This is a genomic window from Paraburkholderia dioscoreae, assembly GCF_902459535.1.
In the GTDB taxonomy this organism is placed as follows: Bacteria; Pseudomonadota; Gammaproteobacteria; order Burkholderiales; family Burkholderiaceae; genus Paraburkholderia; species Paraburkholderia dioscoreae.
Genome location: NZ_LR699553.1, coordinates 1,558,756 through 1,584,208 on the forward strand (window position 1 = coordinate 1,558,756; position 25,453 = coordinate 1,584,208).

The 25,453-nt window shown below is 63.9% G+C and carries 21 protein-coding genes; 10 read left to right on the top strand and 11 right to left on the bottom strand.

Annotation, left to right across the window (positions count from 1 at the left end; all coding sequences use genetic code 11):
* Nucleotides 1-57 precede the first annotated feature (57 nt).
* Both glmS and PDMSB3_RS06965 read left to right on the top strand, forming a co-directional pair.
* Nucleotides 58-1,875: a glutamine--fructose-6-phosphate transaminase (isomerizing) gene (glmS, locus tag PDMSB3_RS06960; RefSeq protein WP_165185532.1), complete on the top strand. Its 1,818-nt coding sequence runs from the start codon at nt 58-60 to the stop codon at nt 1,873-1,875.
* A 199-nt stretch (nt 1,876-2,074) separates the two neighbouring features.
* A complete protein-coding gene (locus PDMSB3_RS06965) occupies nt 2,075-4,330 on the top strand; it encodes a copper-transporting P-type ATPase (protein ID WP_165185534.1) in 2,256 nt (751 codons plus the stop codon).
* A 98-nt stretch (nt 4,331-4,428) separates the two neighbouring features.
* Here the strand turns inward: PDMSB3_RS06965 and PDMSB3_RS38415 are convergent, their stop codons facing one another.
* Nucleotides 4,429-4,572 (bottom strand): hypothetical protein, encoded by a 144-nt coding sequence (locus tag PDMSB3_RS38415; RefSeq protein WP_197740219.1) that lies wholly within the window; start codon nt 4,570-4,572, stop codon nt 4,429-4,431.
* A gap of 151 nt (nt 4,573-4,723) precedes the next feature.
* Here PDMSB3_RS38415 and PDMSB3_RS06975 point away from each other — a divergent pair, with 151 nt between their 5' ends.
* Nucleotides 4,724-6,205, top strand: a complete 1,482-nt coding sequence (locus tag PDMSB3_RS06975) for an HD domain-containing phosphohydrolase (protein ID WP_165185536.1) — start codon at nt 4,724-4,726, stop codon at nt 6,203-6,205.
* A gap of 93 nt (nt 6,206-6,298) precedes the next feature.
* Here PDMSB3_RS06975 and PDMSB3_RS06980 read toward each other — a convergent pair whose 3' ends face one another.
* Entirely contained in the window at nt 6,299-6,916 is a 618-nt protein-coding gene (locus PDMSB3_RS06980) for a LysE/ArgO family amino acid transporter (RefSeq protein WP_007182436.1), read from the bottom strand.
* Between the two features lie 97 nt (nt 6,917-7,013).
* Between PDMSB3_RS06980 and PDMSB3_RS06985 the strand changes: the two genes are divergently transcribed.
* Nucleotides 7,014-7,907, top strand: coding sequence for a LysR family transcriptional regulator ArgP (locus tag PDMSB3_RS06985; protein ID WP_007182435.1), 894 nt, complete (start codon nt 7,014-7,016; stop codon nt 7,905-7,907).
* Nucleotides 7,908-7,971: 64 nt separating this feature from the next.
* Here the strand turns inward: PDMSB3_RS06985 and PDMSB3_RS06990 are convergent, their stop codons facing one another.
* The 4 genes from PDMSB3_RS06990 to PDMSB3_RS07005 all read right to left on the bottom strand — a co-directional run bounded on the left by PDMSB3_RS06990 (nt 7,972) and on the right by PDMSB3_RS07005 (nt 12,124).
* Nucleotides 7,972-9,378: a heavy metal sensor histidine kinase gene (locus PDMSB3_RS06990; RefSeq protein WP_165185538.1), complete on the bottom strand. Its 1,407-nt coding sequence runs from the start codon at nt 9,376-9,378 to the stop codon at nt 7,972-7,974.
* Nucleotides 9,379-9,425: 47 nt separating this feature from the next.
* Nucleotides 9,426-10,109: a heavy metal response regulator transcription factor IrlR gene (irlR, locus tag PDMSB3_RS06995; RefSeq protein ID WP_007182433.1), complete on the bottom strand. Its 684-nt coding sequence runs from the start codon at nt 10,107-10,109 to the stop codon at nt 9,426-9,428.
* A 23-nt stretch (nt 10,110-10,132) separates the two neighbouring features.
* A complete protein-coding gene (locus tag PDMSB3_RS07000; RefSeq protein ID WP_165185540.1) occupies nt 10,133-10,513 on the bottom strand; it encodes a hypothetical protein in 381 nt (126 codons plus the stop codon).
* Between the two features lie 222 nt (nt 10,514-10,735).
* Nucleotides 10,736-12,124, bottom strand: a complete 1,389-nt coding sequence (locus tag PDMSB3_RS07005; protein WP_007182431.1) for an NAD(P)/FAD-dependent oxidoreductase — start codon at nt 12,122-12,124, stop codon at nt 10,736-10,738.
* 158 nt (nt 12,125-12,282) lie between these two features.
* On the opposite strand from PDMSB3_RS07005, the gene PDMSB3_RS07010 reads away from it, so the two are divergent.
* Complete coding sequence (locus PDMSB3_RS07010; protein ID WP_007182430.1) at nt 12,283-13,254, top strand: LysR family transcriptional regulator; 972 nt, start codon at nt 12,283-12,285, stop codon at nt 13,252-13,254.
* Nucleotides 13,255-13,300: 46 nt separating this feature from the next.
* Here the strand turns inward: PDMSB3_RS07010 and PDMSB3_RS07015 are convergent, their stop codons facing one another.
* A complete protein-coding gene (locus tag PDMSB3_RS07015) occupies nt 13,301-14,251 on the bottom strand; it encodes a LysR family transcriptional regulator (protein WP_165185542.1) in 951 nt (316 codons plus the stop codon).
* A gap of 118 nt (nt 14,252-14,369) precedes the next feature.
* Here PDMSB3_RS07015 and PDMSB3_RS07020 point away from each other — a divergent pair, with 118 nt between their 5' ends.
* Both PDMSB3_RS07020 and PDMSB3_RS07025 read left to right on the top strand, forming a co-directional pair.
* The gene (locus PDMSB3_RS07020) at nt 14,370-15,542 is read left to right on the top strand and encodes a M20 aminoacylase family protein (RefSeq protein ID WP_165185545.1); all 1,173 of its coding nucleotides are present in this window, start codon (nt 14,370-14,372) and stop codon (nt 15,540-15,542) included.
* A gap of 71 nt (nt 15,543-15,613) precedes the next feature.
* Nucleotides 15,614-16,990, top strand: coding sequence for an MFS transporter (locus tag PDMSB3_RS07025; RefSeq protein WP_007182427.1), 1,377 nt, complete (start codon nt 15,614-15,616; stop codon nt 16,988-16,990).
* Nucleotides 16,991-17,051: 61 nt separating this feature from the next.
* On the opposite strand, the gene PDMSB3_RS07030 is transcribed toward PDMSB3_RS07025, so the two are convergent.
* Together PDMSB3_RS07030 and PDMSB3_RS07035 are read right to left on the bottom strand one after the other, a co-directional pair.
* Nucleotides 17,052-18,305: an MFS transporter gene (locus tag PDMSB3_RS07030; protein WP_007182426.1), complete on the bottom strand. Its 1,254-nt coding sequence runs from the start codon at nt 18,303-18,305 to the stop codon at nt 17,052-17,054.
* Nucleotides 18,302-19,291 carry a PRC-barrel domain-containing protein gene (locus PDMSB3_RS07035; RefSeq protein WP_007182425.1) on the bottom strand — a complete coding sequence of 330 codons (990 nt, stop codon included), beginning with the start codon at nt 19,289-19,291 and terminating at the stop codon, nt 18,302-18,304. Before PDMSB3_RS07035 ends, PDMSB3_RS07030 begins: the two co-directional genes overlap by 4 nt.
* A 464-nt stretch (nt 19,292-19,755) precedes the next feature.
* On the opposite strand from PDMSB3_RS07035, the gene PDMSB3_RS07040 reads away from it, so the two are divergent.
* Complete coding sequence (locus tag PDMSB3_RS07040) at nt 19,756-21,138, top strand: NCS2 family permease (RefSeq protein WP_007182424.1); 1,383 nt, start codon at nt 19,756-19,758, stop codon at nt 21,136-21,138.
* Between the two features lie 126 nt (nt 21,139-21,264).
* On the opposite strand, the gene PDMSB3_RS07045 is transcribed toward PDMSB3_RS07040, so the two are convergent.
* Both PDMSB3_RS07045 and PDMSB3_RS07050 read right to left on the bottom strand, forming a co-directional pair.
* Nucleotides 21,265-21,447, bottom strand: coding sequence for a hypothetical protein (locus PDMSB3_RS07045; RefSeq protein WP_007182423.1), 183 nt, complete (start codon nt 21,445-21,447; stop codon nt 21,265-21,267).
* Nucleotides 21,448-21,631: 184 nt separating this feature from the next.
* Nucleotides 21,632-22,555, bottom strand: a complete 924-nt coding sequence (locus PDMSB3_RS07050; RefSeq protein ID WP_035518672.1) for an NAD-dependent epimerase/dehydratase family protein — start codon at nt 22,553-22,555, stop codon at nt 21,632-21,634.
* A gap of 106 nt (nt 22,556-22,661) precedes the next feature.
* On the opposite strand from PDMSB3_RS07050, the gene PDMSB3_RS07055 reads away from it, so the two are divergent.
* A complete protein-coding gene (locus PDMSB3_RS07055; protein ID WP_007182421.1) occupies nt 22,662-23,558 on the top strand; it encodes a LysR family transcriptional regulator in 897 nt (298 codons plus the stop codon).
* A 368-nt stretch (nt 23,559-23,926) separates the two neighbouring features.
* Complete coding sequence (gene hutH / locus PDMSB3_RS07060) at nt 23,927-25,450, top strand: histidine ammonia-lyase (RefSeq protein WP_007182420.1); 1,524 nt, start codon at nt 23,927-23,929, stop codon at nt 25,448-25,450.
* Nucleotides 25,451-25,453: the final 3 nt, after the last annotated feature.

Below are 25,453 nucleotides of genomic sequence, written 5' to 3' on the forward strand. Positions count from 1 at the left end.
GCTCGATCCGGGGCGGCTCGCCCCATCCGGTACAACATCACGTGGGAAAGCAATTTTATGTGTGGCATTGTCGGCGCGGTAGCGCAACGTAACATCGTCCCGGTTCTGATCGAAGGACTGCGTCGTCTCGAGTATCGCGGTTACGACTCGTGCGGCGTCGCCGTGCTGGCCGCCGCCGGCCCGCGCCGCGCGCGCAGCACGGCGCGGGTCGCGGATCTCGACGCGCAGGCGCGCGAGACGCATCTCGAAGGCGGCACGGGCGTCGCGCACACCCGTTGGGCGACGCACGGCGCGCCGGTCACGGACAACGCGCATCCGATCTTTTCGAAGGATGAGTTGGCGCTGGTGCATAACGGCATCATCGAAAACTACGAGCCGTTGCGCGAGATGCTGCGGGCCAAGGGCTACGTGTTCGTTTCGCAAACCGACACCGAAGTGGTCGCGCACCTCGTGCACAGCCTGTATCGCGGAGATCTGTTCGAGGCCGTTCGCGAAGCCGTGAAGCAACTGGACGGCGCGTATGCGATCGCGGTCGAACACAAGGATCATTCGCATCTCCTGGTGGGCGCACGGCAAGGCTCGCCGTTGGTGGTTGGCCTCGGCGAAGGCGAGAATTTCCTCGCCTCCGACGCGTTGGCGTTGGCCGGCGAGACCGAGCGCTTCATCTTCCTGGAAGAGGGGGACGTGTGCGAGTTGACGCTGGAGCGCGTGCGGGTCGTGAGCCGCGAGGGCGCCGACGTACAGCGCGAAGTGCGCACCGTGGCGGCGTATGGCGGCGGCGTCGAACTCGGACCATACCGCCACTTCATGCAGAAGGAAATCTTCGAGCAGCCGCGCGCTATCGCCGACACGGTGCCGCAAGGCGAGTCGCTCGACGCTTCGCTGTTCGGCGCGAGGGCAGCCGCCGTGTTCGCGGATATCGACAGCCTGTTGATTCTCGCTTGCGGCACGAGCTATTACTCGGGACTGACGGCCAAGTACTGGCTCGAATCGATCGCGAAGATTCCGACGCAGGTCGAAATCGCCAGCGAATACCGCTACCGCGATTCGGTGCCCAATCCTGAGGCGCTAGTGGTCGTGATTTCCCAATCCGGCGAAACGGCCGACACGCTCGCCGCGCTGAAGCATGCGCAGTCGCTGGGACATGCTCATACGTTGTCGGTCTGCAATGTGGCGACGAGCGCAATGGTGCGGTTGACGTCACTGTCGTTTCATACGCACGCGGGCCGCGAGATCGGCGTGGCATCGACCAAGGCGTTCACCACGCAACTGGTCGGCCTGTTCGTGCTTGCCGTGACGTTGGGGAAGATCCGCGGCACGGTGAGTGCGGAGCAGGAAGCCGATTATGTGCGCCAGTTGCGCCATCTGCCGGCCGCGTTGAACGCCGTGCTGGCGCTGGAGCCGCAGATCATCGCGTGGTCGGAGAAGTTCTCCGGCAAGGAAAGCGCGCTGTTCCTCGGGCGCGGCTCGCATTATCCGATCGCGCTGGAAGGGGCGCTCAAGCTCAAGGAGATTTCCTACATTCACGCAGAGGCTTATCCGGCCGGTGAGCTCAAGCATGGCCCACTGGCGCTCGTTACGGATGCGATGCCGGTCGTGACGGTCGCGCCGAACGACGCGCTGCTCGAAAAGCTGAAATCGAATCTTCAGGAAGTGAAGGCGCGAGGCGGCGAACTGTATGTGTTTGCCGACGCCGACACGCGGATCGGCAGTGAGCCCGGTATTCACGTGATCAGAATGCCGGAGCATTACGGCCCGTTGTCGCCGATTCTGCATGTGGTGCCGTTGCAACTGCTTGCCTACCATACAGCGTGCGCGCGCGGGACTGATGTCGACAAGCCAAGAAATCTGGCGAAGTCCGTTACAGTAGAGTAAAAGCGTAAACGCGTAAGCGCCGCTTCGTGGACTCCGGCGAAGCGCGCGCGCCTTGTGCGAGGTGCTTTTCGTCGCCGCTCGCTTTGCCCGCCGTAAATATTCGCGTCGACGCTTCTTCCTTGCGTCAGGTCAAATGGACCCGGAAGTTATCCAGCAACGATACGGCGCATGTCCAATAGCGCATCGCGGAGGGCTTTTCATGTCTGAATCGCACGGCCACGTCCACGCCCACGCTCACTCACCGGGTTCCGTAACCATCGATTCCGCTCAAGCGTCCGGGCCGCAACGCGGGGGCGAGACGGGCGTCGTCTACACTTGCCCGATGCACCCGCAGATACGGACATCGGCGCCGGGCAATTGCCCGATTTGCGGCATGACACTCGAACCCGTGACCCCGCCCGCGGTCGAGGAGCGGAACGTCGAACTCGAGTCGATGACGCACCGGTTCCGGGTTGCGCTCGCGCTGTCCGTGCCGCTGCTGGTGATGACGATGGGGCCGATGGTTTCATCTTTCGACCTCGGCGCGGTCGTGGATCAAATCGGAGCCCGCCTGGCACGGCCACACTGGATGTCTGCATCGTGGGCACAGTACGTCCAGGCAGTACTCGCCACACCGGTCGTCCTGTGGGCAGGATGGCCTTTTCTGCAGCGCGGCTGGACATCCTTCAGGACGTGGCAACTGAACATGTTCAGTCTTATCGGACTGGGCGTGGCCGCGGCGTACGGGTTCAGCCTGTTCGCGCTGTTCTTTCCCGATACGTTGCCGCAGGCGTTCCGGCGCGGCCATGAGTTGCCGCTGTATTTCGAGGCCGCATCCGTCATCGTCACGCTTATTCTGCTCGGGCAGGTGCTCGAACTTCGCGCGCGTTCACGCACGTCGAGTGCTATCAGGGATCTGCTCAAACTGGCGCCGCATACGGCGATTCGCGTTAGGTCTGACGGGACCGAGGAAGCGGTGCCGCTGGAAGATGTCGCCGTGGGCGACTTGCTGCGCGTCAAACCGGGCTCCAAGGTTCCGGTCGACGGCGTTGTCACGGACGGCAGTTCGAGCGTCGACGAATCCATGATTACCGGGGAATCCATTCCGTCGGAAAAGGGTACCGGCAGCAAGGTGACGGGCGCGACCGTCAATCAGACCGGCACGTTCCTGATGCGTGCGGAGAAGGTCGGCTCGGATACGCTGCTGGCCCGAATCGTTCAGATGGTCGCGCAGGCGGGTCGCTCCCGCGCTCCCATCCAGAAGCTGGCTGACAAGGTGTCGGGCTGGTTCGTGCTGACGGTGCTCGCAGTCGCGCTCGCTTCGTTTGTGGTGTGGGCTGCCGTCGGGCCGGCTCCTGCGCTTGCGAACGCGCTGGTCGTCGCCATCAGCGTGCTCATCATTGCGTGCCCCTGTGCGCTCGGATTGGCAACGCCTGTTTCTATCATCGTAGGAGTCGGCCGCGGCGCCAAGGAAGGAGTTCTGATCAAGGACGCGGAAGCCCTCGAACTGATGGAGAAAGTCGATACGCTGGTGGTCGACAAAACCGGCACGCTGACCGAGGGCAAACCTCGCGTGCAAACGGTCGTGGCGCTGGCGGAGCAGTCGGAGTCCGTCGTGCTGAGCTATGCGGCCAGCCTTGAAGGGCCGAGCGAGCATCCATTGGCGCAGGCCATTGTGGCCGAGGCGCGGGAGAAAAACGCGCAGACCAGGCCGGTTGAAGCATTCAATGCGATTGTCGGCAAGGGTGTGAGCGGCCGGATCGACGGTCACGGCGCAGTGCTGGGCAATACGGCGCTCATGGACGACACGAAGGTCGATTGCGCCGCCGTACGCACGGAAGTGGACCGGCTGCGCGAAGCCGGCCAGACCATCATGTACCTCGCAATCGAGGGCACGCTCGCGGGCTATATCGGCGTCGCCGACCCGGTCAAGGAAACCACCGCCGAGGCGGTCCGGTTGCTGAGGGCGTCGGGTATCCGGATCATCATGCTGACCGGCGACAACCCCGTCACCGCCAACGCAGTGGCAAAAACGCTGGCGCTCGACGGCGTCAAAGCCGGCGTGCTGCCGCAGGACAAGTACAGGCATGTTCAGGAGTTGCAGCAGCAAGGGCATATCGTTGCAATGGCGGGAGACGGTGTCAACGATGCGCCGGCTCTTGCTCAGGCCAATGTGGGCATTGCGATGGGTACCGGCACCGACGTGGCGATGAACAGCGCCCGCGTGGTGCTGGTCAAGGGCGACCTGCGAGGCATCGCGCGAGCCCGGGCCCTGAGCGTCGCGACGATGAAAAACATCCGCCAGAACCTGTTCTTCGCCTTTGCGTACAACGTGATTGGAATCCCGGTCGCCGCGGGCGTGCTGTATCCGTGGCTAGGCGTGCTGCTGAGTCCGGTTCTCGCGAGCGCCGCGATGGCATTGAGCTCGGTCTCGGTGATCGGCAACGCGCTTCGTTTGCGGGCTGTGCAAACGTAGAGACACCGATAAAGCCGCTGACAAGGCACTGACATTCAGCGCACCGGCACATCGGGCGATCGGCGCGATTACCGTGATCGCCCGACAGCCTGTCGTCCTCACTTCGCCGTGCGAGCCGCCGTGATAATGGCTGCCGCGACTTCGGCCGGCTGCGACAGCATGACGACGTGGCTCGCGTCGACCTTGACCACCGTCGCGCCGATCTGTTGCGCCATGGCTGCCTGCAAGGGCGCGGGGATCATGCGATCCTTCTCTGTCCGCACGTACCACGACGGCCTCGTGTAACTTGCGGACTGGAGGATGCGCCATTCGGGCCGCTTCCTGGAGCGGTCGAATGACCGATTCGACGCAGCCCGGCTGGACGGGCGGGTACTGACAACAAGGTCGAAAGCCATGCATGACATTTCTGCAATCCGGGTGCTGGACGCTGTCAAGGCGCTGGCGTTCATTGGCGACCTCAGCATGGGGCAGCCAACCGACCATTCGCCGCGCACCGGCTGGCTCGCGGCGCGGCTCGCGGCGGAGGCCGGTCTTGACGGCGCGCAATGCGATGTCGTCAGGGAAGTGTCCCTTCTGAGGTGGTCTGGCTGCACCGCGAACGCAACCGGTTTTTCCGACTGGCTCGGCGACGACATCGGCGGGCGTGCGGCGATGCTCGCCATGCGGCCGGACTGGGCCGGTGTCGGCGAATCACCGGCGCAAGTCGGCGCCGCGATCATGCCGCTCGCCCAGATCCACTGCGAAGTCTCCGGTGAGGTGGCTCACATGCTCGGGCTGGCTGATGCGACTCAGGAGGCGCTTCGGCGGATTTTCGAAAGTTGGGATGGCGGAGGTTTTCCGGGCCAGATGCCGGGCGGCGACGTACCGTCCGCGGTGTTCATGGTCGCGGTGGCCGGGGATCTCGAGATCCTGAGCCGGGTCTACGGTCTGGAGCGCGCGCAGATGTTGATCGCGCAGAAGGCGGGCCGGCAATATCCGGCGGAGTTGGCGCGGCTTGCCGCGGTTCGCGGAGCGGCATGGCTCGAAGAACTCGACCGTTCGGTCGCGCAACGTCGTGATGAGCCCATCTGCACGGACGCGATGCAGCTTGTCAGCGCGCCCGAGATCGTCGCCGATGTGATCGACCTGAAGCTGCCATGGATGACCGGCTATTCGCGGCGAGTGGCCGGGACGGCCGCCGCCTGCTGCGCAAGTCTGGGCACCGATGAGGAAGCGCGGCGCCGCGCGTATGTGGCGGGCCTGCTGCATGGCATGGGACGCATGGCGGTCCCCAACGCGATCTGGAACACGGCGGGCGGGCTTTCCCCTGCCGCATGGGAGAAGGTGCGCCTCGTGCCCTACTGGACCGCGCGTGCCGGCAAACAGATCGAAGGGCTGGCCCGGGAATCGGAGATCGCTTCTTTCGCGTACGAGCGCCTCGACGGTTCAGGCTATTTCCGAAGCAGTGCCGGCGATGCGATTGGACGCGAAGCGCGTATTCTCGCGGTCGCCGCCGCGTGGGTCGCGTTACGCTCGGCTCGCCCCTGGAGGCCGGCGTTCTCGCCGGATGAGGCTGCCGCTCTGCTCACTGAGCAGGCGCGGGCAGGGCGCTTCGACGCGGAAGTGGTCAAGGCAACAGTGTCCGCGGAACTCGGGGATTGCCGGGCGTCCGTTGAGGATGACCGGGCACGGAGTCCGAAAACAGGATTGCTTTCGCCACGGGAAGCCGAAGTGCTGAAACATATCAGTCTCGGTGCGAGCAACAAGGAGGTTGCCCGCGCGCTCGAGTTGAGCCCCAGTACCGTGCGAACGCATGTGGAAAGCGTCTTCCGGAAGCTCGAATGTTCCACTCGGGCAGCGGCTACATTGAAGGCATCCGCGCTTGGGTACATCTAGGCGTATGGCGGAAAACAGTGAAGAGCCGACAGCACGCTTTGCCGTCAGCGAACCAGAATGCGGTAGCCGTAACTGGCCGGAACGACGCGGCCTTCACCGCAGTTGCGTTACCGCGAGCAGCAATACCATGCTGCCGATTGCACCATCCAGCACGCGCCATGCCGTTGCCCGCTTGAAGAGCGGCGCGAGGGCGCGTGCGCCGTAACCCAGGCCGATGAACCAGATACCGCTGACCGCCATCGCGCCCAGCGCGAAGGCAACCCGCGCGCCTTCCGGTTCGCGCGCGCCGGCCGTGCCGATCAGCAGGAACGTGTCGAGATACACATGCGGATTGAGCCACGTGAAGGCGAGCGTCATCAGAATGATCGGTACGGCGCGCTGCACGGGCGCCGCGCTGCCGGCCTCGCTTTCCAGCACCGCGTGTTCCGGCCGCACTGCGCGGCGCAGCGCGTTGATCCCGAACCAGGCCAGATACGCGAGCCCGACATACAGCATGGCGTGGACGAACACGGGATAACGCTCGACCAGTACCGAAGCGCCGCCGACGCCCGCGCCGATCAGAATGAAGTCCGACAGCGCGCACAGCGCGACGATCTTGCCGACGTGCGAGCGCATGATGCCCTGCCGCAACACGAAGGCGTTTTGTGCGCCGATGGTGACGATCAGAGATGCGCACAGGGCGGCGCCGTGAGAAAAAGACAGCCAGTTCATAGTCGATCCAGTAGACGGGAGAAGCGAACGGGGCTAGTCTGCGGGTTCGCTTGTCATAAGAGAAGCTAATTCACTTAATGCCGATTAAGGAAAGCTAATGCTCGACTATGCGTTGCTCGACGCGCTGGCCGCCGTGGTGCGCCACGGCTCGTTCGACCGTGCCGCCAGCGAGCTCAACGTGACGCCGTCCGCGGTGTCGCAGCGGGTCAAGCTGCTGGAAGAGCGCGTGGGGAGCGTGCTGGTGAAGCGCGGCCAACCCTGCGTCGCGACCACTTCGGGTGCGCTGCTGTGTCGCCACACCGAGCGCGTGCAATTGCTGGAAGCGGAGCTGACCGGCCGCCTGCCGGCGCTGCCCGGCGCGCTGGTCGAACCGTGGCCGGCGCTGCGCGTGGCCGTCAACGACGACAGCGTGGGCACCTGGTTTATCGACGCGGTCGCGCAATTCTGCGTAGAACGGGAAATGCTGCTCGATCTGGTGATCGACGATCAGGACCATACCGCGCAGCGGATTCGCGACGGCAGCGTGCAAGGCGCGGTCACCACGCAGGCCGAGCCGGTGCAGGGCTGCCGCTCCACGCGTCTTGGGCGGATGCGCTATCTGGCGGTCTGTTCGCCGGACTTCCTCGCACGTCACTTTGCCGGCGGTGTTACGCGCGAGAGTTTGCGGCGCACGCCGTGCGTCGACTTCAATCCGAAAGACCAGTTGCAAAAGCGCTTCATGCGCCGCATCACGCGCGCGGAACTCGATCCGCCGTTGCACTGGATTCCGCATGTCGCCGGCTTTTTGCGCGCCTGCGTGACGGGCCTCGGCTGGGGCATGTGCCCGGAGCGCATGATCGCCCCGCATCTGGCGAGCGGGGAGCTGGTGGAAATGGCGCCCGGCAAGCCCATCGATGTCGATCTGTACTGGCAGAGCTGGCGTTTGTCGATCGGCTGGCTCGACGATTTCGGCGTGGTGCTACGCAAGCGGGCAGCGGAGTTTCTGGACTGAGAGTCCGCCATGCACGATCAGGTTGCCGCTCGATCTCTCCCATACGTGCCGGGCCGAGCTTCGCTCAACTGCCGGGCACATGCTTCGGAAACCGCAGACTGAATGTGGTGCGCCTGTGTGCCACGCTTTCCACGCTGCATTCGCCTCGATGTTCGTCCATGATCGATTTGACGATGGCGAGCCCGAGGCCCGTGCCGCTTGCCGAGTTGTGCCGCGATGGATCGACCCGGTAGAAACGGTCGAAGATGCGCTCCAGATGCGGACTGTCGATGCCCGCACCGGTGTCCGACACCGACAGCTGAGCGTAGTGCCGGTGCTCGCCGCACTGTATGTTGACGGTGCTGCCGCGCGGCGCGTGGCTCAATGCGTTCGAAATCAGATTGTTCAGCGCCCGTTGCACCAGCGGCACATCGCCTTCGAAGCACGCATTGCCCGATACGACGATCTCGACGCCGGCATCCGCGGCCATGATTTCGTAGTAGCCGGCGATCCGCATCGCTTCGCTGCGTGCATCGACGGACTGCAGCGTCAGCCGGCGGTGACCGCTGTCCGCACGCGCGAGGAACAACATGCTGTCGATCAGGCGCGCGAGCCGCTGGAATTCGTCCACACTCGATTCGATCACGCCGCGATATTCATCCGCTGAGCGCGGTTGCGACAGGGCGACCTGCGCTTCGGCCAGTAAATTGGTGAGCGGGGTGCGCATGTCGTGTGCAAGATCGGATGAAAATTGCGTGAGCCGTGTGAACGATTCATGCAGGCGTGCAAGCATCCGGTTGAAGGCGCGGCTCAGTTCCTTCAGTTCGCCGGGCATGTCGTGCTCGGGCAGCGGCTGCGCAAGGTGGCTGCTGGAGATCCGCTCGGCACGCGCTGTCAAACAGGCCAGCGGCCGCAGCCCGAGGCGGGCAATCGACCATGCAAGCAGCGCGTTCACCAGCGTCCCGGCCGTGATCACAACGAGCACGTTGAGTGCATAAGCGCGCAGCAACGCGCGTTCGCCGCGCGTGTCGTATTGCACGACCACGCGCACCTGAGTGCCGGACAACCCGCCAAGCGGCGCCATCGCCACCAGAAAACGCAGCGGCTGTGTCCCGGCCGATACGCTCACGGGTACCAGGCCGGCGCGCACGGTCATCGTCTCCGCGTTCGGCCAATAGCCGCTAGTGCGGATGAGCGGCGCGCTTCGCGTGTCGAACAGGGCGATATCGAAGTTCTTGTGGCCGTACACCTGCTTGTGCCAGGTCTCACGATCGGCGCTGACCGCTGTAATGCTGGGCATGGTCAGGAGGCGCGTTTGCAGCGATGCGAGGATGGTGGCCATTTCACGCGCCGACGTGACCTCGAGACGCGTTTGCAAGCCGCGGTGCAGCAGGACGCCGTTGAATATCAGCAGCGTCGAGGTCGAAAGCGCGAACAGGACCGATAGCCTTGCGCGCAAAGTGCGCAGCAGGGGGCGCACGGGCTGCTTCATGGACCGGGCTTTCGCGCGCAAACGCATTGCCGTGAGCAGACTTCGCATCAAGACTGTGACAGGCCGCGCTCTTCCAGCACGTAGCCCATGCCGCGCACGGTGTGTATCAGCCTGGGTTCGTAGTTGTCGTCGACTTTCGCGCGCAGGCGCCGGATCGCGGCATCCACGACGTTCGTGTCGCTGTCGAAGTTCATGTCCCACACCTGGGAGGCGATCGTCGAGCGAGGCAGGATTTCGCCCTGACGACGCATCAGCAGCCAAAGCAGCGCGAATTCCTTGGCCGTGAGCAGGATCGTGTCGCCCTGGCGCGTGGCCTTGCGGCGCGTCAGATCGAGTACCAGGTTCGACACCTGCAGCGAGGCGGCGTCGCGGGGTTGTCCGCGTCGCAGGATGGAGCGGACACGGGCCAGCAACTCGGCAAAGTCGAACGGCTTGCCGAGATAGTCGTCGCCGCCCATTTCGAGGCCGCGCACCTTGTCGTCCACCTCGTCGCGCGCGGTGAGCAGCAGTACCGAGGTCGAATGGGTGCGGCGTAGATTTTTCAGCACTGTCCAGCCGTCCTGGCCGGGAAGCATGACGTCGAGGATGATCAGGTCGTAGTCTTCCGTCAGCGCGCGATGCTGGCCCGTCACGCCGTCCGCCACCCAGTCGACGGTAAAGCCCGCTTCGGTCAATCCCTTTCGAAGGTACGTGCCGGTTTTGATTTCGTCCTCGACGATCAGGATACGCATGGTTTTCTCTCCGGTGACGCTTTTCAGCGGCCGATACGCGTAGCGGGACTGCACGACATGGGGACGCGGGGTGCTTCGAGGCTGTGATCGTCGGCGGGCAGCTGGCTCGATGTCTGCGAGCGTGGCGATGTGCGTATGATCGCGGAAGACACTTCAAGCGATAGCAGGCCGCGTGTAAACAATGGGCCGTTCTGGCCTCCCGGCTTGCCGGAAGCCGATGCGGCTGCGGATACGGCTGCGCAGGACGGTTCGCCGCCGTCGAACAGCCCGTCAGGCTGATTCCACCAGAACGCCAGAGAGCTGATCGCAATGACAACCAGCGCGGCTGCCAGTGAGACGGGCTGTTCGATCTGAAGTCGCTCCCATTGCGCGGGGAAGCCCGTGCCCAAATGGGTGATGCGCATTGTCAGGCTTCGCATTCTTTGAAAATGCCGCATACCGTACGAGTCGAAAGTGAAACGGTTTCATCGTACGTTGACCTGATCGATATCAACATGAGAGCAAGATGACAATTTCGTCATATATGGCGCGTGCATATTTTGTTTCGGTATTCGACGCGCATGCTCGGTTTCGCATGGCTCGCTCATGCTCATGCTTAGCGAGCCGCGCGAGTGGCCATGCGTCCCTCAGTGCAGACGGATCACCGGATGCACGCGCCTGCGCAGCCAGTGGCTCGCCGTATCGAGCGCCATACGTGCGAAACCGGTCAGCGTCATGACGTGCCGGCGATAAATCAGCTTGTAGATCGCGCTAGCGAACCAGCCGTCGACGAACACCGGCTGCGTGAGCAAGCCGCTGCTGAGGTTGCCGATCGCGCCTTCACGCCCGAAGCCGACCAGCGTGCCGGCGTCGCGATACACGAACTCGGGCAGCGCTTTGCCTGTCACGCGGCACTTCAATGCACGCGCCAGAAACAGTGCCTGCTGATGCGCGACCTGCGCACGCGGCGCGAGGAAGGTGCCTGCGTCGTCGGCGGGACAGGCTGCGCAATCGCCGAGACCGAATACGTTCGCGTCGTTCGTGCATTGCAGGGTGCGATTCACGTTTATCTGTGCGTTGCGGTTTACGGCGATACCGTCCAGCGTGCGCAAAACCGGCGGCCCCGCGATACCCGCCGTCCAGATCGCGATGTCGCTGGCGAGCGGCGTACCGCCGTCGGTTAGCACGGCATCCGCTCGCACTTCGGTGACGCGCGTCGCGCTCAACACTTGCACGCCGAGGCTCTCGAGCATCTGCTCAGCGCGCGCCGAGATCGATTCGGATAGCGCGGGCAGTACGCGCCCACTGATTTCGATCAGACGGATGCGAAAATCGCGCGCGGGATCGAGCGAAAACGGACTGTAGCGATTCAGCAAACGCACCGTGTCGCGCAGCGCGGCGGCAAGTTCGACACCGGTCGCACCCGCACCGACGATGTTGATCGACACCGGTGTGTCCGCATGCGCGGTGCGTGCGCGGCGCGCGTGGCTCGCGCGCAGGCAGGCGTCGAGCAGCTTGCGGCGGAAGGCTTCCGCATGCGCGACCGATTCGAGCGGCAACGCATGTTCGGCGGCGCCGGGCACACCGAAATACTGCGTGACGCTGCCCATGGCCAGCACCAATGTATCGAAGGCGATCTGACGTGCTGGCAGGATTTCGCGGCCGTCCGCATCACGCAGCGCGCTCACGGTGATATGGCGTTGCGCGCGATCGAGCGCGGTGAGTTCGCCCTGTTCGAATTCGAAGCCGTGCCGTTGCGCTTGTACCGCGTATTGCAACTGATGCGTGGCGGGATCGAGCTGGCCCGAAGCGGCTTCATGCAACAGCGGCTTCCAGAAGTGCGTGGGCCAGCGATCGACCAGCACGATCCGCGCGAGGCCGGCACGCCCGAGCGATGCGGACAGGCGCGTGGCGAGCCCGAGTCCACCCACGCCGCCACCGACGATGACGATCCGATGCCCCGCCGTGTTTTCGTTTCGCTGCGCACGTTGCGCGCGTTGTGTCGTTGCGCCTGCCTGCTGATCGATTTGGATCATGATCGCTACCCTCCTGACGTTGTTCGCACCGGGGCCGGTGATGGCGCGGCGTGGAGCGCGCTACCGAAGATTCCCCGGCTCATCTGTCAGGCCAGTATAAAATCGGCGAAAACCGCAGCACAATTTAATGTTTATGCGGAACATATAGGTTTTCACTTATGTTAAAAGCCGCTACGTTTCGTCAGTTGAAGGCCTTGCATACGGTGGCGAAGCTCGGCAGCGTGTCGCGCGCGGCCGAAGAATTGCGGCTCACGCAGCCGGCTGTTTCGCTACAGGTGCGTTTGCTGGAAGAGGCTGCGGGTGCGCCGCTATTGCAGCGCGTAGGGCGTGGCGTGCAGTTGACCGCGGCCGGTGAGATTCTCGCCCGCTATGCGCTGGAAATCCTCGACCTGTGGAACGGCGCGGCGGACGATCTGGCCGCGTTGCACGGCGAGCAGGGCGGCACGCTGCGCATCGGCGCGATCACCACGGCCGAGTATCTGATCCCGCCGTTTCTCGTGCGTTTCACCGAATCGCGTCCGCAGGTGAAGGTGCAGTTCAAGGTCGGCAATCGCGCCGACATCATCCGTATGCTGGCTACGCATGAAATCGATCTCGCGGTAATGGGCAGCGCGCCGCGCGAATTGCGCACGGTAGCGACCGCGTTCGCCAAACATCCGATGGCGTTCGTCGCCTCACCCGCGCATGCGCTGATGAAGAAGAAGCGCCTGTCGCTCGACGATCTGCAAAGCGCCAATCTGTTCGTGCGGGAGCGCGGTTCGGGCACGCGTTCCACCGTGGAGAATCTGTTTCGCCTCGCGGGCCTCAAGCTTCATATCGGCTCCGAACTGTCGAGCAACGAGGCGATCAAGCAGTTGGTCGAGGCCGGCCTCGGCATTGCGTTTCTGTCGCTGCACGCATGTTCGCTGGAGTTTCAGGCAGGCCTGCTCGCGTTGCTGCCGCTGTCAGCCAATCCGATCGAACGCGACTGGTATGTGATGCATGTATCGGATAAACGGCTGCCGCACGTGGCCAGTCTGTTCCGCGATTTTCTGATCGAGCACGGCATGTCCGGCGCGGTGCCGGTGCCGCTGCCGACCGTCGCCGCTGCAAGGAAGCGCCGCCAGGCGCGTCAGGCAGACGGCGCGTAAGCCGTGTGAAAGGCGCGTGAATTCTCGCTATTAATCCATGCCGCAACTAAAGCAGCAATTCGATCGAATGAAACAGGCGGCGCTGCTCGGGGTCTTGCGAGCGCGCGCCTTCGTCGATCACTTCGCGCAGGCATTCGAGAAAGCACGCGGCCGCCGGACTCGTCGGCGCGCCGCGGCGTGACGTGATGCTGACGATGGTTTCATCCACTGTCTCACGCAGCGGCAGCGCCCACAATTGCTCCTTCGCGAGCGTCACTTCCACGAGCGGCCACGGAAAAATGCTGAGCATGTCCGTGTGCGCGAGCAGACCCAGCACGACCGCCAGCGAATGCGCGAGATGGATGGTGTGCGGCACCTGCATGCCGCGCTTGCGGAACACATTGTCCGAGATCGACTCGCGGCTCGCCGGATCCCAGTTCAATACCCACTCCGCGTCTTCCAGTTCGAGCAGTGTGCGGCAACCGGCTTTCGGATGATCGCGCCGCGCGACTACTGCCGAATGCGTGGAAAACAGCGGCACGTTGTGGAATTCCGATTGCGGCGATGCGGGCGGCGACCGGCCGATCGAAAAGTCGAGGCTGCCGTCGCGCAATCGCGGCTGCACGACCGCCAGCAGTCCTTCGAAAAACTCCAGTTGCACGTCAGGCATGCGCAGCCGGAACCGTTGCACGGTGGGCGGCAGAAACGTCAACGCGACCCACGGCGTGACGCCAATCGACAGTTTGCCGGCCGCGGCGCCGCGTAACGCTTCGATCTCCGCGTGCGCGCGCTGCAATTGCCCGAGCACCACGCGCGCATGCACGACCAGCGCGCGGCCGAACTCGGTAAACGCGATGCCGCTCGCACTGCGCACCAGCAGCGGCGCTTGCAGATCGGCTTCCAGTTCGCGCATGGCCTTGGTCACCGCGGCGGGCGACAGATCCAGCGAGCGGGCGGCGGCCCGGATACTTCCAGTATCGGCAATCGCCGCCAAGGTGCTGAGCTGATGCAGTTTCATCTGACGAGGCGGAGATAAGGTGGCAACCAACGGTTGCTGCCGCAACGATTCTACGCCTGCCGCTGGAAAATCGGCGTCGTTATGCTGGGTTCACGCTTTTCATCGACGGAGACACCACGTGAACACTATGGCCATTCCGGCGGGCATCGCCGAACTCGAAGACGAAATGATCGCGCTGCGGCGCCGTATTCACGCGCAGCCCGAACTGGCTTACGAAGAGTTCGCAACCGGTGATCTGGTGGCCGAACGCTTGCAGGAGTGGGGTTACAGCGTGCATCGCGGGCTGGGTCAAACGGGTGTGGTCGGGCAACTGAAAGTCGGCACCGGCACGCGCAAACTAGGGCTGCGCGCCGACATGGACGCGCTGCCGATTCACGAAACCACTGGCCTGCCGTACGCGAGCAAGGTGCCCGGCAAGATGCACGCGTGCGGCCACGACGGCCACACGGCCATGCTGCTCGCCGCAGCCAAACATCTGGCGCGGGAAAAGTGCTTCGACGGTACGTTGAATCTGATTTTCCAGCCCGCCGAAGAGGGCTTGGCCGGCGCGAAAAAAATGCTCGACGATGGTCTCTTCGACAGGTTTCCGTGCGACGCCGTGTTTGCGATGCACAACATGCCGGGTTTTCCGACCGGCAAGTTCGGTTTTTTGCCGGGCTCGTTCATGGCTTCGTCGGATACGGTGATCATCAAGGTGACCGGCCGCGGCGGTCATGGGGCGGTGCCGCACAAGGCGGTCGATCCGGTGGTGGTGTGCGCGCAGATTGTGTTGGCTCTGCAATCCATCGTCTCGCGCAACATCGCGCCGCTCGATATGGCGATCATCACCGTCGGCGCGATTCACGCGGGCGAAGCGCCGAACGTGATTCCGGAGACGGCCGAGATGCGTCTTTCGGTGCGCGCATTGAAACCCGAGGTTCGCGATTACTTGCAGGAACGCGTCACGGCAGTGGCATGCGGCCAGGCGGCCGTGTTCGGCGCGCAGGCGCATGTCGATTATCAGCGTCGCTATCCGGTTCTCGTCAACGATGCGGGCATGACCGTTCTTGCGCGGCAAGTCGCGCTCGACTGGCTCGGCGAAGGCGGCCTGATTGCCGATATGCAGCCGCTCACCGGCAGTGAAGATTTCGCGTTTCTGCTGGAGCGTTGTCCGGGCAGCTACCTGATCATCGGCAATGGCGACGGTGAAGGCGGCTGCATGGTCCACAACCCCGGCTACGACTTCAACGACGATTGCCTCGCCACCGGCGCGGCCTATTGGGGGAGACTCGCGCAGACGTTTCTGGTCTGAGGCCGGAGCTTCTGCATAAGCGGGCAGAGCAGCGCCTGCGCATCAGCAGCAAGAACATCACGGAGACACAGATGGATTATTCCGCCACATCGCGGCCCGCCGGCACTCAAGCGTTGGGCATGCAGAGCGCGTCGGCAGCACAGCCTGCAAGGCGCACGAGCCACGCCAAAGCGATTGCCGCGATTACACTCGGCAACGGCCTCGAGTTCTTCGACTTCACAATCTATAGTTTCTTCGCGACCATTATCGGCAAGCTGTATTTCCCGGTGGAAGGGCAACTCGCGCAACTGATGCTGGCGGTCGGCACATTCGGCGTCGGTTTCATCATGCGTCCGGTGGGCGGCATCGTGCTCGGTGCGTATGCCGATCGCGCGGGTCGCAAGGCCGCAATGAGCCTCACGTTGTGGCTGATGACGCTCGGCTCCGCGATCATCGCGTTCGCGCCGACTTACGCGGCGATCGGCATTGCCGCACCGCTGCTGGTGATTCTGGCGCGGCTGATTCAGGGTTTTGCGCTGGGCGGCGAGATCGGTGCGTCGACGTCGCTGTTGCTGGAGTACGGCAGCAACAAGACGCGCGGCTTCTATGGCAGCTGGCAGTTCGTGAGCCAGGGCTTGAACACGGTGTGCGGATCGCTGCTCGGTGTCGCGCTGGCGGCGGCGCTCTCGACCGCGGCACTGGAGAGTTGGGGCTGGCGCGTGCCGTTCGTGATCGGTATGGCGATGGGGCCGATCGGCATCTATATCCGGCGACATCTCGATGAGACGCTGCCGGGCGTCGAAGACGGCCCGGCGCCGCAGTCGGGCGACGGTGTGACGGCGGCTTGGCAGCCTGGTTCGCAGCCGGTGCGCACGCTATTTCGCGAGCATTCCCGCGTCATCACGACGGGCGTTTTGACGACGATCGGCGGCACGGCGGCAAACTATATCGTGCTGTTTTATCTGTCCACTTACGCGATCAGGATCTTGCATCTGCCGATGTCGTCGGCACTCTGGGCCGCGTGGACCGCCGCGATGGTGACGGTGATCTGTTCGCCTTTTGCGGGCGCGTTGTCGGATCGCGTTGGACGCAAGCGAGTGTTGTGGGTTTCTCGCGTGCTGCTGATCGTCGCCGTGTATCCGGCGTTCATGACGATCAATGCATCGCCGACAGTGCCGGTTCTGCTGTCGGTAGTTGCCGGACTGGCCGTGCTGGTTGCGTTTACCGCCGTGCCCAATATCGTCATGTTGCCGGAGATGTTTCCTCGCGAAATTCGCGCGACTGGCATGTCGATTGTCTATTGTCTCGGGGTTTCTATTTTCGGCGGGTTCGCGCAGTTTTTTGCTACCTGGCTGATTCAGGTTTCAGGGAGTCATCTCGCGCCGGCGTGGTATCTGATCGGGTGCGGGATGGTTTCTTTGTTGCCGTTGCCGTTTATGCAAGAGACTGCCGGGCGAGATATCGGGTAGTGGTTTTTTTTGCCCGCGCGGCCGTGTTCTTCCGGATGCCGCGCAGGCAAAAAGGCGGCGGTCACCGAGCCGCCGACTTTCCCCCATCTGCCACCGGCGCTTCGTCTTCAGCCGCGGCGTCCCGAGTCTCCGGCATGGCGGCCCACACCAGCAAAACCGCCAGCGCGCCGGCCGTGGCCAGACCAAAAAAGCTCACCGCATTGCCGAAATGATCGGCCACAAACCCGGCGGCGGTGGTGCTCAACGTAGCCCCGATCCCGGCTGCCAATCCGAACAGGCCGATACACAGGTTATAGCGTCCCTTGCCGCCCGCCACATCGGCGGCAATCAGCGGCAGCATCACCCCGAACACAGCAGCGCTCAAACCGTCGAGCATCTGCACCGGCACGAGCAAATAGGGGCTGCTGATTCCGGCAAACAACAACGCCCGTATCGGCAGCGCTGAAAAGCCGAGCAGCAGAATTGGCCGGCGTCCCCAACGCTCTGCCGAGCGCCCGACCCACGGCGACATGATCGCCACGATCGCCTGCGGCACGATGATGCACGCCGCGATCACGAGCTGCACGTTGTCGCCCATGCCGGCCGTCACTTCGCCGGCGGCGAGATTGAGCATCGCCGCATTCGACAGATGGAACAGCACGATGCACGCCGCGAACAGCAGCATCCGTTTGTCGCGCAACAGCTCGCGCAGACTCTCGCGCCGCTCGATCTGCTGCGGCGTCGGCGCGGCCTTCGGCAATTCGACGGTGTCCGTGCGCTGGATCATCGTCAGCGCGAACAGGGCGGGCACGGCGAGCGCGGCTGTCAGCCAGAACACCGCGCGCGGCGAATAGTACTCGCCGAACACGCCCATCAGGCCGGCTGCGACCGCGCTGCCGATCGACGCCCAGCGCGCATTGCGCCCCAGCCGGTCGCCGAGATTCGCGCGTCCCACCAGCGCGAACGAGATCGCGGCGAGCGCCGGCGTCAGCATGCAACTCGCGAAGCCGTGGAACACCTCGGCGGCGATCACCGGCAGCACCGTCGGACTGACGGCCAGCAGCACCGCGCTAAGAATGATCGCGATGATTGCCCAGGCCGCCGCGCCTTTCTTGTTGCGCAACGCATCGACAGCGGCGCCGCCGGGCACCTGGCTCACCATCGCGCTGATCGTGCCCACGGAGAGCGCCATGCCGATCTCGCCTTGGGTCCATTTATGCGAGGCGAGATAGGACGCGATGAACGGTCCAAAACCTGTTTGCACGTTGGCGACGAAAAAATTCAGCCAATCGAGCGCGCGCAAGCTGCGCGCCGTTACCAGAGTGCGGCCTGTCATCGGGCCGCCCGTGCGTTGGAAGCCGTCGTGGTCGTGGCTGCGGCGGCAGGCGCCGCGACGGCGGGCGCGGAAGCAGGGGCGGGCGCTGGCGCTGGCGCGGGAGGCGGCGCCGGCGACACCGCGCGGATCGGCTTGTCGCTGGCATAAGGAGGCGACGCGTTGATCTGCGCGTCGCTCAATTCGAGCAGCGGATGCAGCTCCTTGTCTTTCGTGACGAAGCGCAGCGCCGACCAGTTGGCGGCAATCGTGCGCCGTTCGGGGCTCACCATGCCGTTGACGTCGAGCACGACCGCCTGCGGCTGCGCGTTGGCGTCGACCAGCACGTCGATCACGCGGCCCACCTTGGCCCCGTTCGAGCGTTCGACCGTGGCGTCGATCAGCGGCAATTGCAAGGCGGCCGCGGCCGCCTTGGCCGGGTTCGCCGGAACCGCGGCGGCATTGAGTGTAATGGGAGCGGTTTTCGCGGTCGGCGTGAAGCGGAACGCGCTCCAAGGGAAGTTCACCTTGCGGTCGCCGACGCCGAGGAAACCCTGCAGATTCACGACCATCTCACGCGGCTTGCCGCCGGCGTCCGCGATCAGATCCACTGCGCGTCCGACCACCTTGCCGTCGGGCTTCTGCACTTCGCTATCGAGCAGTGCGCGCGCCTCGTTGCGCTCGATCGTGCGCAGCACGATCAGCGGCGGGGGCGGTGGAGGCGGTGGCGCAGGCGTGACGACGGGCGGCGGAGGCTCGACCTTGTGCGGCTTGACGACCGGTTTCCTCGGCTTTCTCGGCTGCTCGGGCTCGGCCGCTTCGGTCTCGACCGGTTCGGGCGCGGAGGCGGCCACCGGCGCGCTGGCGGGTTCGACGGGCATCACCGTGGCGTCGACGATCGGCGCCTGCTGCGGACCCCACAGCAGGCTGCTGCAACCGGACAGCGCGAACAGTGCGAACACGGCAAGAATCAGGTGACGCCAGGCAGGACGCGAAAAACCGCCGCTCATCAAGAAGGACTCCAAGGGCCGGTGCGGACGGGCGCAATGGGCCGCCGCGGTTAAAACGGGTACGGGCCAGAGTGTAACCCGCGACGTTGGGCGGCTGCGGTTTTGCAGGCAATCTGACAGGTGGCCCCAAGCATGGTTCATGCCGCTGCGCCGGTGTGTCGATGTGTCGGCGGGTCGCGCGCTTCATTGGCATGTGCCGAAACTCTCAAAACCCTTTCATCTCTTCGTGACGGACCGTAGGTGTAAACGCGCGGGCTGTGAGGCTGATTTGCCGTGCCTTAAACGATATAAGCGTCGCGACATGCCGGGCATGCCATTCATGCGATGGGAGACATATTTGTGTTGCCCTACATTTCGAGACAGCAAAAAAGACCCCATCCCACATTAAACCAACGCAACGAGACGAACCTGACGACGACCGTATCGACGGCCGTTTCAGCACGCTGATAAAGGAGGCACTCATCATGATGGAACCCCACGCCCAACCGATTTCTGAAGTCGGCGCCGAATCATTCGACGCAAAGGGCTTTCTCGACCGCTACTTCGAAATCTCTTCACGCGGCAGTTCTCAGCGTCAGGAAATCGTCGCGGGTATCACGACCTTTCTGGCGATGGTCTATTCCGTGTTCGTCGTGCCGGGCATGTTCGGCAAAGCGGGCTTCGACACCAGCGCGGTGTTCGTCGCCGTGTGTCTGACCACGGCCTTCGGCTCGCTGCTGATGGGCGTGTGGGCGCGTTTGCCGATTGCGATCGGCTGCGCGATTTCGCTGACGGCCTTCACTGCGTTCGGCCTCGTGCTCGGCAAGGGCCTGCATCCGAATGTCGCACTCGGCGCGGTGTTCCTGATGGGTGTCGTGTTCACCGCGATCTCGGTGACGGGCGTGCGTTCGTGGATTCTGCGCAATCTGCCGACAGGTATCGCGCACGGCACGGGCATCGGCATTGGCCTCTTCCTGCTCCTGATCGCCGCCAACGACGTGGGTCTCGTCGTGAAGAATCCCGGTGCGGGTTTGCCGGTGTCGCTCGGCAACATCACGGCGTTGCCGGCGCTGATGTCGGTGGCGGGACTCGCGGCCATCTTCGGTCTGGTGCGCCGCCGCGTGCCGGGCTCGATCCTGATCGTGATCGTGGCGATTTCGGCGATCGCGCTCACTATCGATCCGGCTGTGTCGTTTCACGGCGTGTTCGCCGTGCCGTCGCTGAGCGCGCCGGGTCATGCTTCGCTGATCGGCGCGATGGACCTCAAGGGTGCCTTGTCGATGGCGGTGCTGCCCAGCGTGCTGGCTCTCGTGATGACCGCGGTGTTCGATGCCACGGGCACGATCCGCGCCGTCGCGGGACAAGCGGGGCAACTCGATGAAAACGGCTGCATCATCAACGGTGGTCGCGCCTTGACGGCCGACTCGCTGAGTTCGATTTTCTCGGGCCTGCTCGGCGGCGCGCCGGCGGCGGCGTATATCGAATCGACGGTCGGCGTGGCGGCAGGCGCGAAGACCGGCATGGCGGCCGCGGTAGTCGGTCTGCTGTTTCTCGTGGTGATGTTCTTCTCGCCGCTCGCCGGCCTCGTGCCTTCGTATGCGACGGCTCCCGCGCTGATGTATGTTGGTCTGCTGATGCTCTCGAACGTCAGCAAGCTGCACATGGACGACATGGTCGACTCGATGTCGGGCCTGATGTGCGCGGTGTTCATTGTGCTGACCGCCAACATCGTGACGGGCATCATGCTCGGCTTCGCGACGCTGGTGATCGGCCGCGTGGTCAGCGGCGAGTATCGCAAGCTGAACGTGGGCACGGTGGCTATCGCGATCGTGCTGGTGGGTTTTTATCTCGGCGGCTGGGCGATCTGATGGTTGTGGGTAGGAAGCAGGACGTCATGCATTCCGGCGTCCCGCTTCGTAGAACAGCGCGAATAGTTCCGATTGCGAGTTGACGTTCAATTTCGCGTGCGGCGTCGAGCTCGAAGCGTCTACGCTTCAAAGCGCCATGTCGAAGGCCGGCTTGAGGAACAACTCGATCGCCATTACGGCGAGTCCCATCGCGGCCGCTGACAGCGTCAACGTGCCGTATTCGTCGTAGCGTGCATCGTAGAGACACGCCACGATGAAAAGAATCGCCAGCAGATTGGTTAGCCAATCGAAATTCAGCGCGTAAGTCATCGATCAAATCCGGGCTCATGCGCGACTCGGACTGTCGAATCGCGCGATCAGGTGAGCGCGATTCTATCGAGTTGAGCTTACGGATTCGCAACGGCTGCGCTTACATGGATTACGCTCTGGAGGGCGTCTTTGGGTGCCCGGAAGAAGCCCTCTTTGGGGCCGCTTCGACGCGAGCCCCCTTGGTTCACGCTTCGGACGAAGCACCCTTCGGCGACATCAACTCCTGCTCGATCCAGTCGATCACCGAAGTACGCCTGGGTTGCCAGCCGAGCAGCTTGCGGGCGCGCTCGCCGCGCACGCGGCTGTTCGAACCGAGCCCATACGAAGCCATTTCGTAGCCCCATTCCTTTTGTGCTTCTTCGAGCGGCCAGTCTTGCGGTTCGCCGAGCTTCATCGCGCGCGCAATCGCGGCGCTCATGTCGCGGAACGACGCCTCGCCGCTTTCGACGAAATAGAACGTGCCCGCGGGCGTTTTCTCGAGTGCGAGGCGATAGAGTTCGGCCACGTCGTCGATATGCACGTTCGACCAGATGTTGCCGCCGCTGCCCACGTGACGCACCACGCCGCTCTTCTGCGCCTGACGCACGAGGCGCGGCAATTGCACGCTCGCGCTGCCGGGGACCGCGCCGTGGCCGTAAATCAGCGTGTTGCACAGTACGGCCGAGCGGATGTTCTGCTGCGCGGCGTCGAGCACGAGTTGATCGATCGCCACGCGCGCGGCCTTGTCGGCGGTCGGCTCGGGCAACGCGTCTTCGTGATAGATGCGCGCCTGACCCGCTTCGCCGCCCGACGCATCGCCGACGATGCTCGAACCGCTCGTGTGCAGAAACGTTTTGCCGGACCCGGCGAGTCCTTCGATCAGCGCCTTCACCGCGCCTTCATGGTCGCTGCTCGCGGCATTGATGACGGCGTCGGCGGCTTTCGCTTCGGCGATCAGCAGCGCGCGGTCGTCGAGTGTGCCGATCACGGGTTCGATACCGAGCCGCTTCAGTTCGGCGCTATGTTCGGGGTTGCGAATCAGACCGCGAACGCTGTGGCCGGCACGCGCGAGATGCGCTGCAATGGATCCGCCGATAAAACCGCTTGCGCCTGTGATGAAAATCTTCAAGTCGTTCTCCTTGTTGAGAAACACGATGACATGCACGCAGTATCCGCCTTCTTGATTCTCGCAAAAAGCGTGTTAGTCTCAAATCAAACTTGATTTGAAATCAACAATGAAAACTTCGACCGACGAGTTGCTGGTGTTCGTCACGGTGATCGACAGCGGCTCGATCACCGCGGCCGCTGAGAAGCTGGGCCAAACCGTTTCCGGCGTGAGCCGCGCGCTCACACGCCTTGAAAAGAAACTCGATACCGCGCTGGTGCGGCGCACGACACGCCGTCTGCAGCTCACCGAAGAGGGCGAGACCTTCCTGCAGCGTGCCCGCGCGATTCTGCACGCGATGGAAGAAGCCGAAGAGTCCGTCACGCGAGGACGCGAGCGGCCGTCGGGGCGCCTGCGTGTCGATGCCGCGTCGCCCTTCATGCTGCATTGCGTGGCGCCGCATATGACGGCGTTTTCTGCGCTGTATCCGGAGATCAGGCTGGAATTGACCAGCAACGAACGGATCGTCGATCTGCTGGAGCAGAAGGTGGACATCGCGATTCGCATCGGCGAGTTGCAGGATTCGACCTTGCATGCGCGTGCGTTGGGCACCAGCAAGCTGCGGGTGCTCGCGAGTCCGGCGTATCTGGCCGAATATGGCGAACCCAGATCGGTGGAAGCCTTGCGCGAGCATCGGCTGATCGGCTTCACGGCGCCGGAGCATCTGAACCGCTGGCCGTTGCGGGAAGGGCGCAAGGGCGGGGCCGCAGCGCTGAAGATCGAACCGGCGATCACTGCATCGAGCGGCGAGACATTGCGGCAACTGGCGTTGTCGGGATGGGGCATCGCGTGTCTGGCCGACTTCATGAGCGCGGCCGACGTGCGCGAGAAGCGCCTCGTGCCGATTCTCGGCAATGTGCTGGTGGATGAGCGGCAACGGGTGAGCGCCGTGTATTACCAGAGCGCGTCGCTGGCGGGGCGCGTGCAGTGTTTTCTGGATTTCATCGCGGCGCGCGTGAGGCTTTAGCGGCGTTGTTCGATTCGTTCGCCCGAAACGAAGCCCGCGGCTTGCCTGAGCCCGCGGGCTTTTTTTGCGCCGTCAGCGGCCTCGCCTATAACGCTCCTATGAGCACGGAGCGGCGGCCGGTCAGAGGCGGAATTTTTTTGTCCGCGTGGCGCCTGCTATTTTGAAGGTGTATATACAAGTTAAGTCCGCCGGACGGGAAGTGCGATACGTAGCGGGCGACCGCTGGAGGTGTTGGCATTGGCAAGATCCACGCCAAGCATGCGTTGCAACTTAATGGAAACTCCCAGGCCGAATCCTCAAAAAACAAGTTGTATATACAAGGAGACGCCGCTAGACTTCTCTCGAATTGTATAGACAGGACGACAACCATGATGAATCTGAAGCCCGGCCACCTGACTCTCCCGCAACTGCGCCAGATCGCGCGCGAACACGTCGCGTTGCAGCTCGATCCCGCCAGCCATGCCGCGATCGACGCCTGCGCGCAAGCCGTCGCCGATATCGCCGCGAAGGGCGAGCCGGCCTACGGCATCAACACGGGCTTCGGGCGCCTTGCCAGCACGCATATTCCGCACGACCAGCTCGAACTGCTGCAGCGCAATCTGGTGCTCTCGCACGCGGTCGGCGTGGGTGAGCCGATGTCGCGTCCGGTCGTGCGTCTGCTGATCGCGCTGAAGCTCTCGAGCCTCGGCCGCGGCCATTCGGGCATTCGCCGTGAGGTGATGGACGCGCTGATCACGCTGTACAACGCGGACGTGCTGCCGGTGATTCCGGTCAAGGGTTCGGTCGGGGCATCGGGCGACCTTGCGCCGCTCGCGCATATGTCGGCGGCGCTGCTCGGCGTCGGCGAAGTGTTCGCGAAGGGCGAGCGCATGCCGGCCACCGAAGGTCTCGCGCTCGTCGGCCTCAAGCCGCTCACGCTGCAAGCCAAAGAAGGGCTGGCGCTCCTGAACGGCACACAGGCTTCGACGGCGCTCGCGCTGTACAACATGTTCGCCATCGAAGACCTGTACCGCACCGCGCTGGTGTCGGGCGCGTTGTCGGTAGATGCCGCAATGGGTTCGGTCAAGCCGTTCGACGCGCGCATTCACGAATTGCGCGGCCATCAAGGTCAGATCGACGCGGCGGCGGCATACCGCTCGCTGCTGGAAGGTTCGGCAATCAACGTCTCGCACGCCGATTGCGACAAGGTGCAGGATCCGTACAGCCTGCGCTGCCAGCCGCAAGTAATGGGCGCGTGTCTGGATCAGATGCGCCACGCGGCCAACGTGCTGCTGCTCGAAGCGAACGCGGTCTCCGACAATCCGCTGATTTTCCCCGACACCGGCGAAGTGCTGTCGGGCGGCAATTTCCACGCGGAGCCGGTCGCCTTCGCGGCCGACAACCTCGCGCTCGCCGCCGCGGAAATCGGCGCGCTGGCCGAACGCCGCATCGCGTTGCTGATCGACGCGACGCTGTCGGGTCTGCCGCCGTTTCTCGTGCGCGATGGTGGTGTGAATTCGGGCTTCATGATCGCTCACGTCACGGCTGCGGCACTCGCCTCGGAAAACAAGACGCTCGCGCATCCGGCTTCGGTCGATTCACTGCCCACTTCGGCGAATCAGGAGGACCACGTGTCGATGGCGACGTTCGCCGCGCGCAAGCTCGGCGACATTGCTGAAAACACCGCGAACATTCTGTCGATCGAACTGCTGGCCGCCGCGCAAGGCGTCGATCTGCGCGCGCCGCACAAGACCAGCCCGAGCCTGCAGAAAGCGATGGACGTAGTGCGCAAGGACGTCGCGCACTATGAGCTCGACCATTACTTCGCACCGGATATCGCGGCAGTTACGCGTCTCGTGCAGAACGGCACGATCGCGAAGCTGAGCCCGTTCTCCTTCGCGTCCGAACAGTAAGTT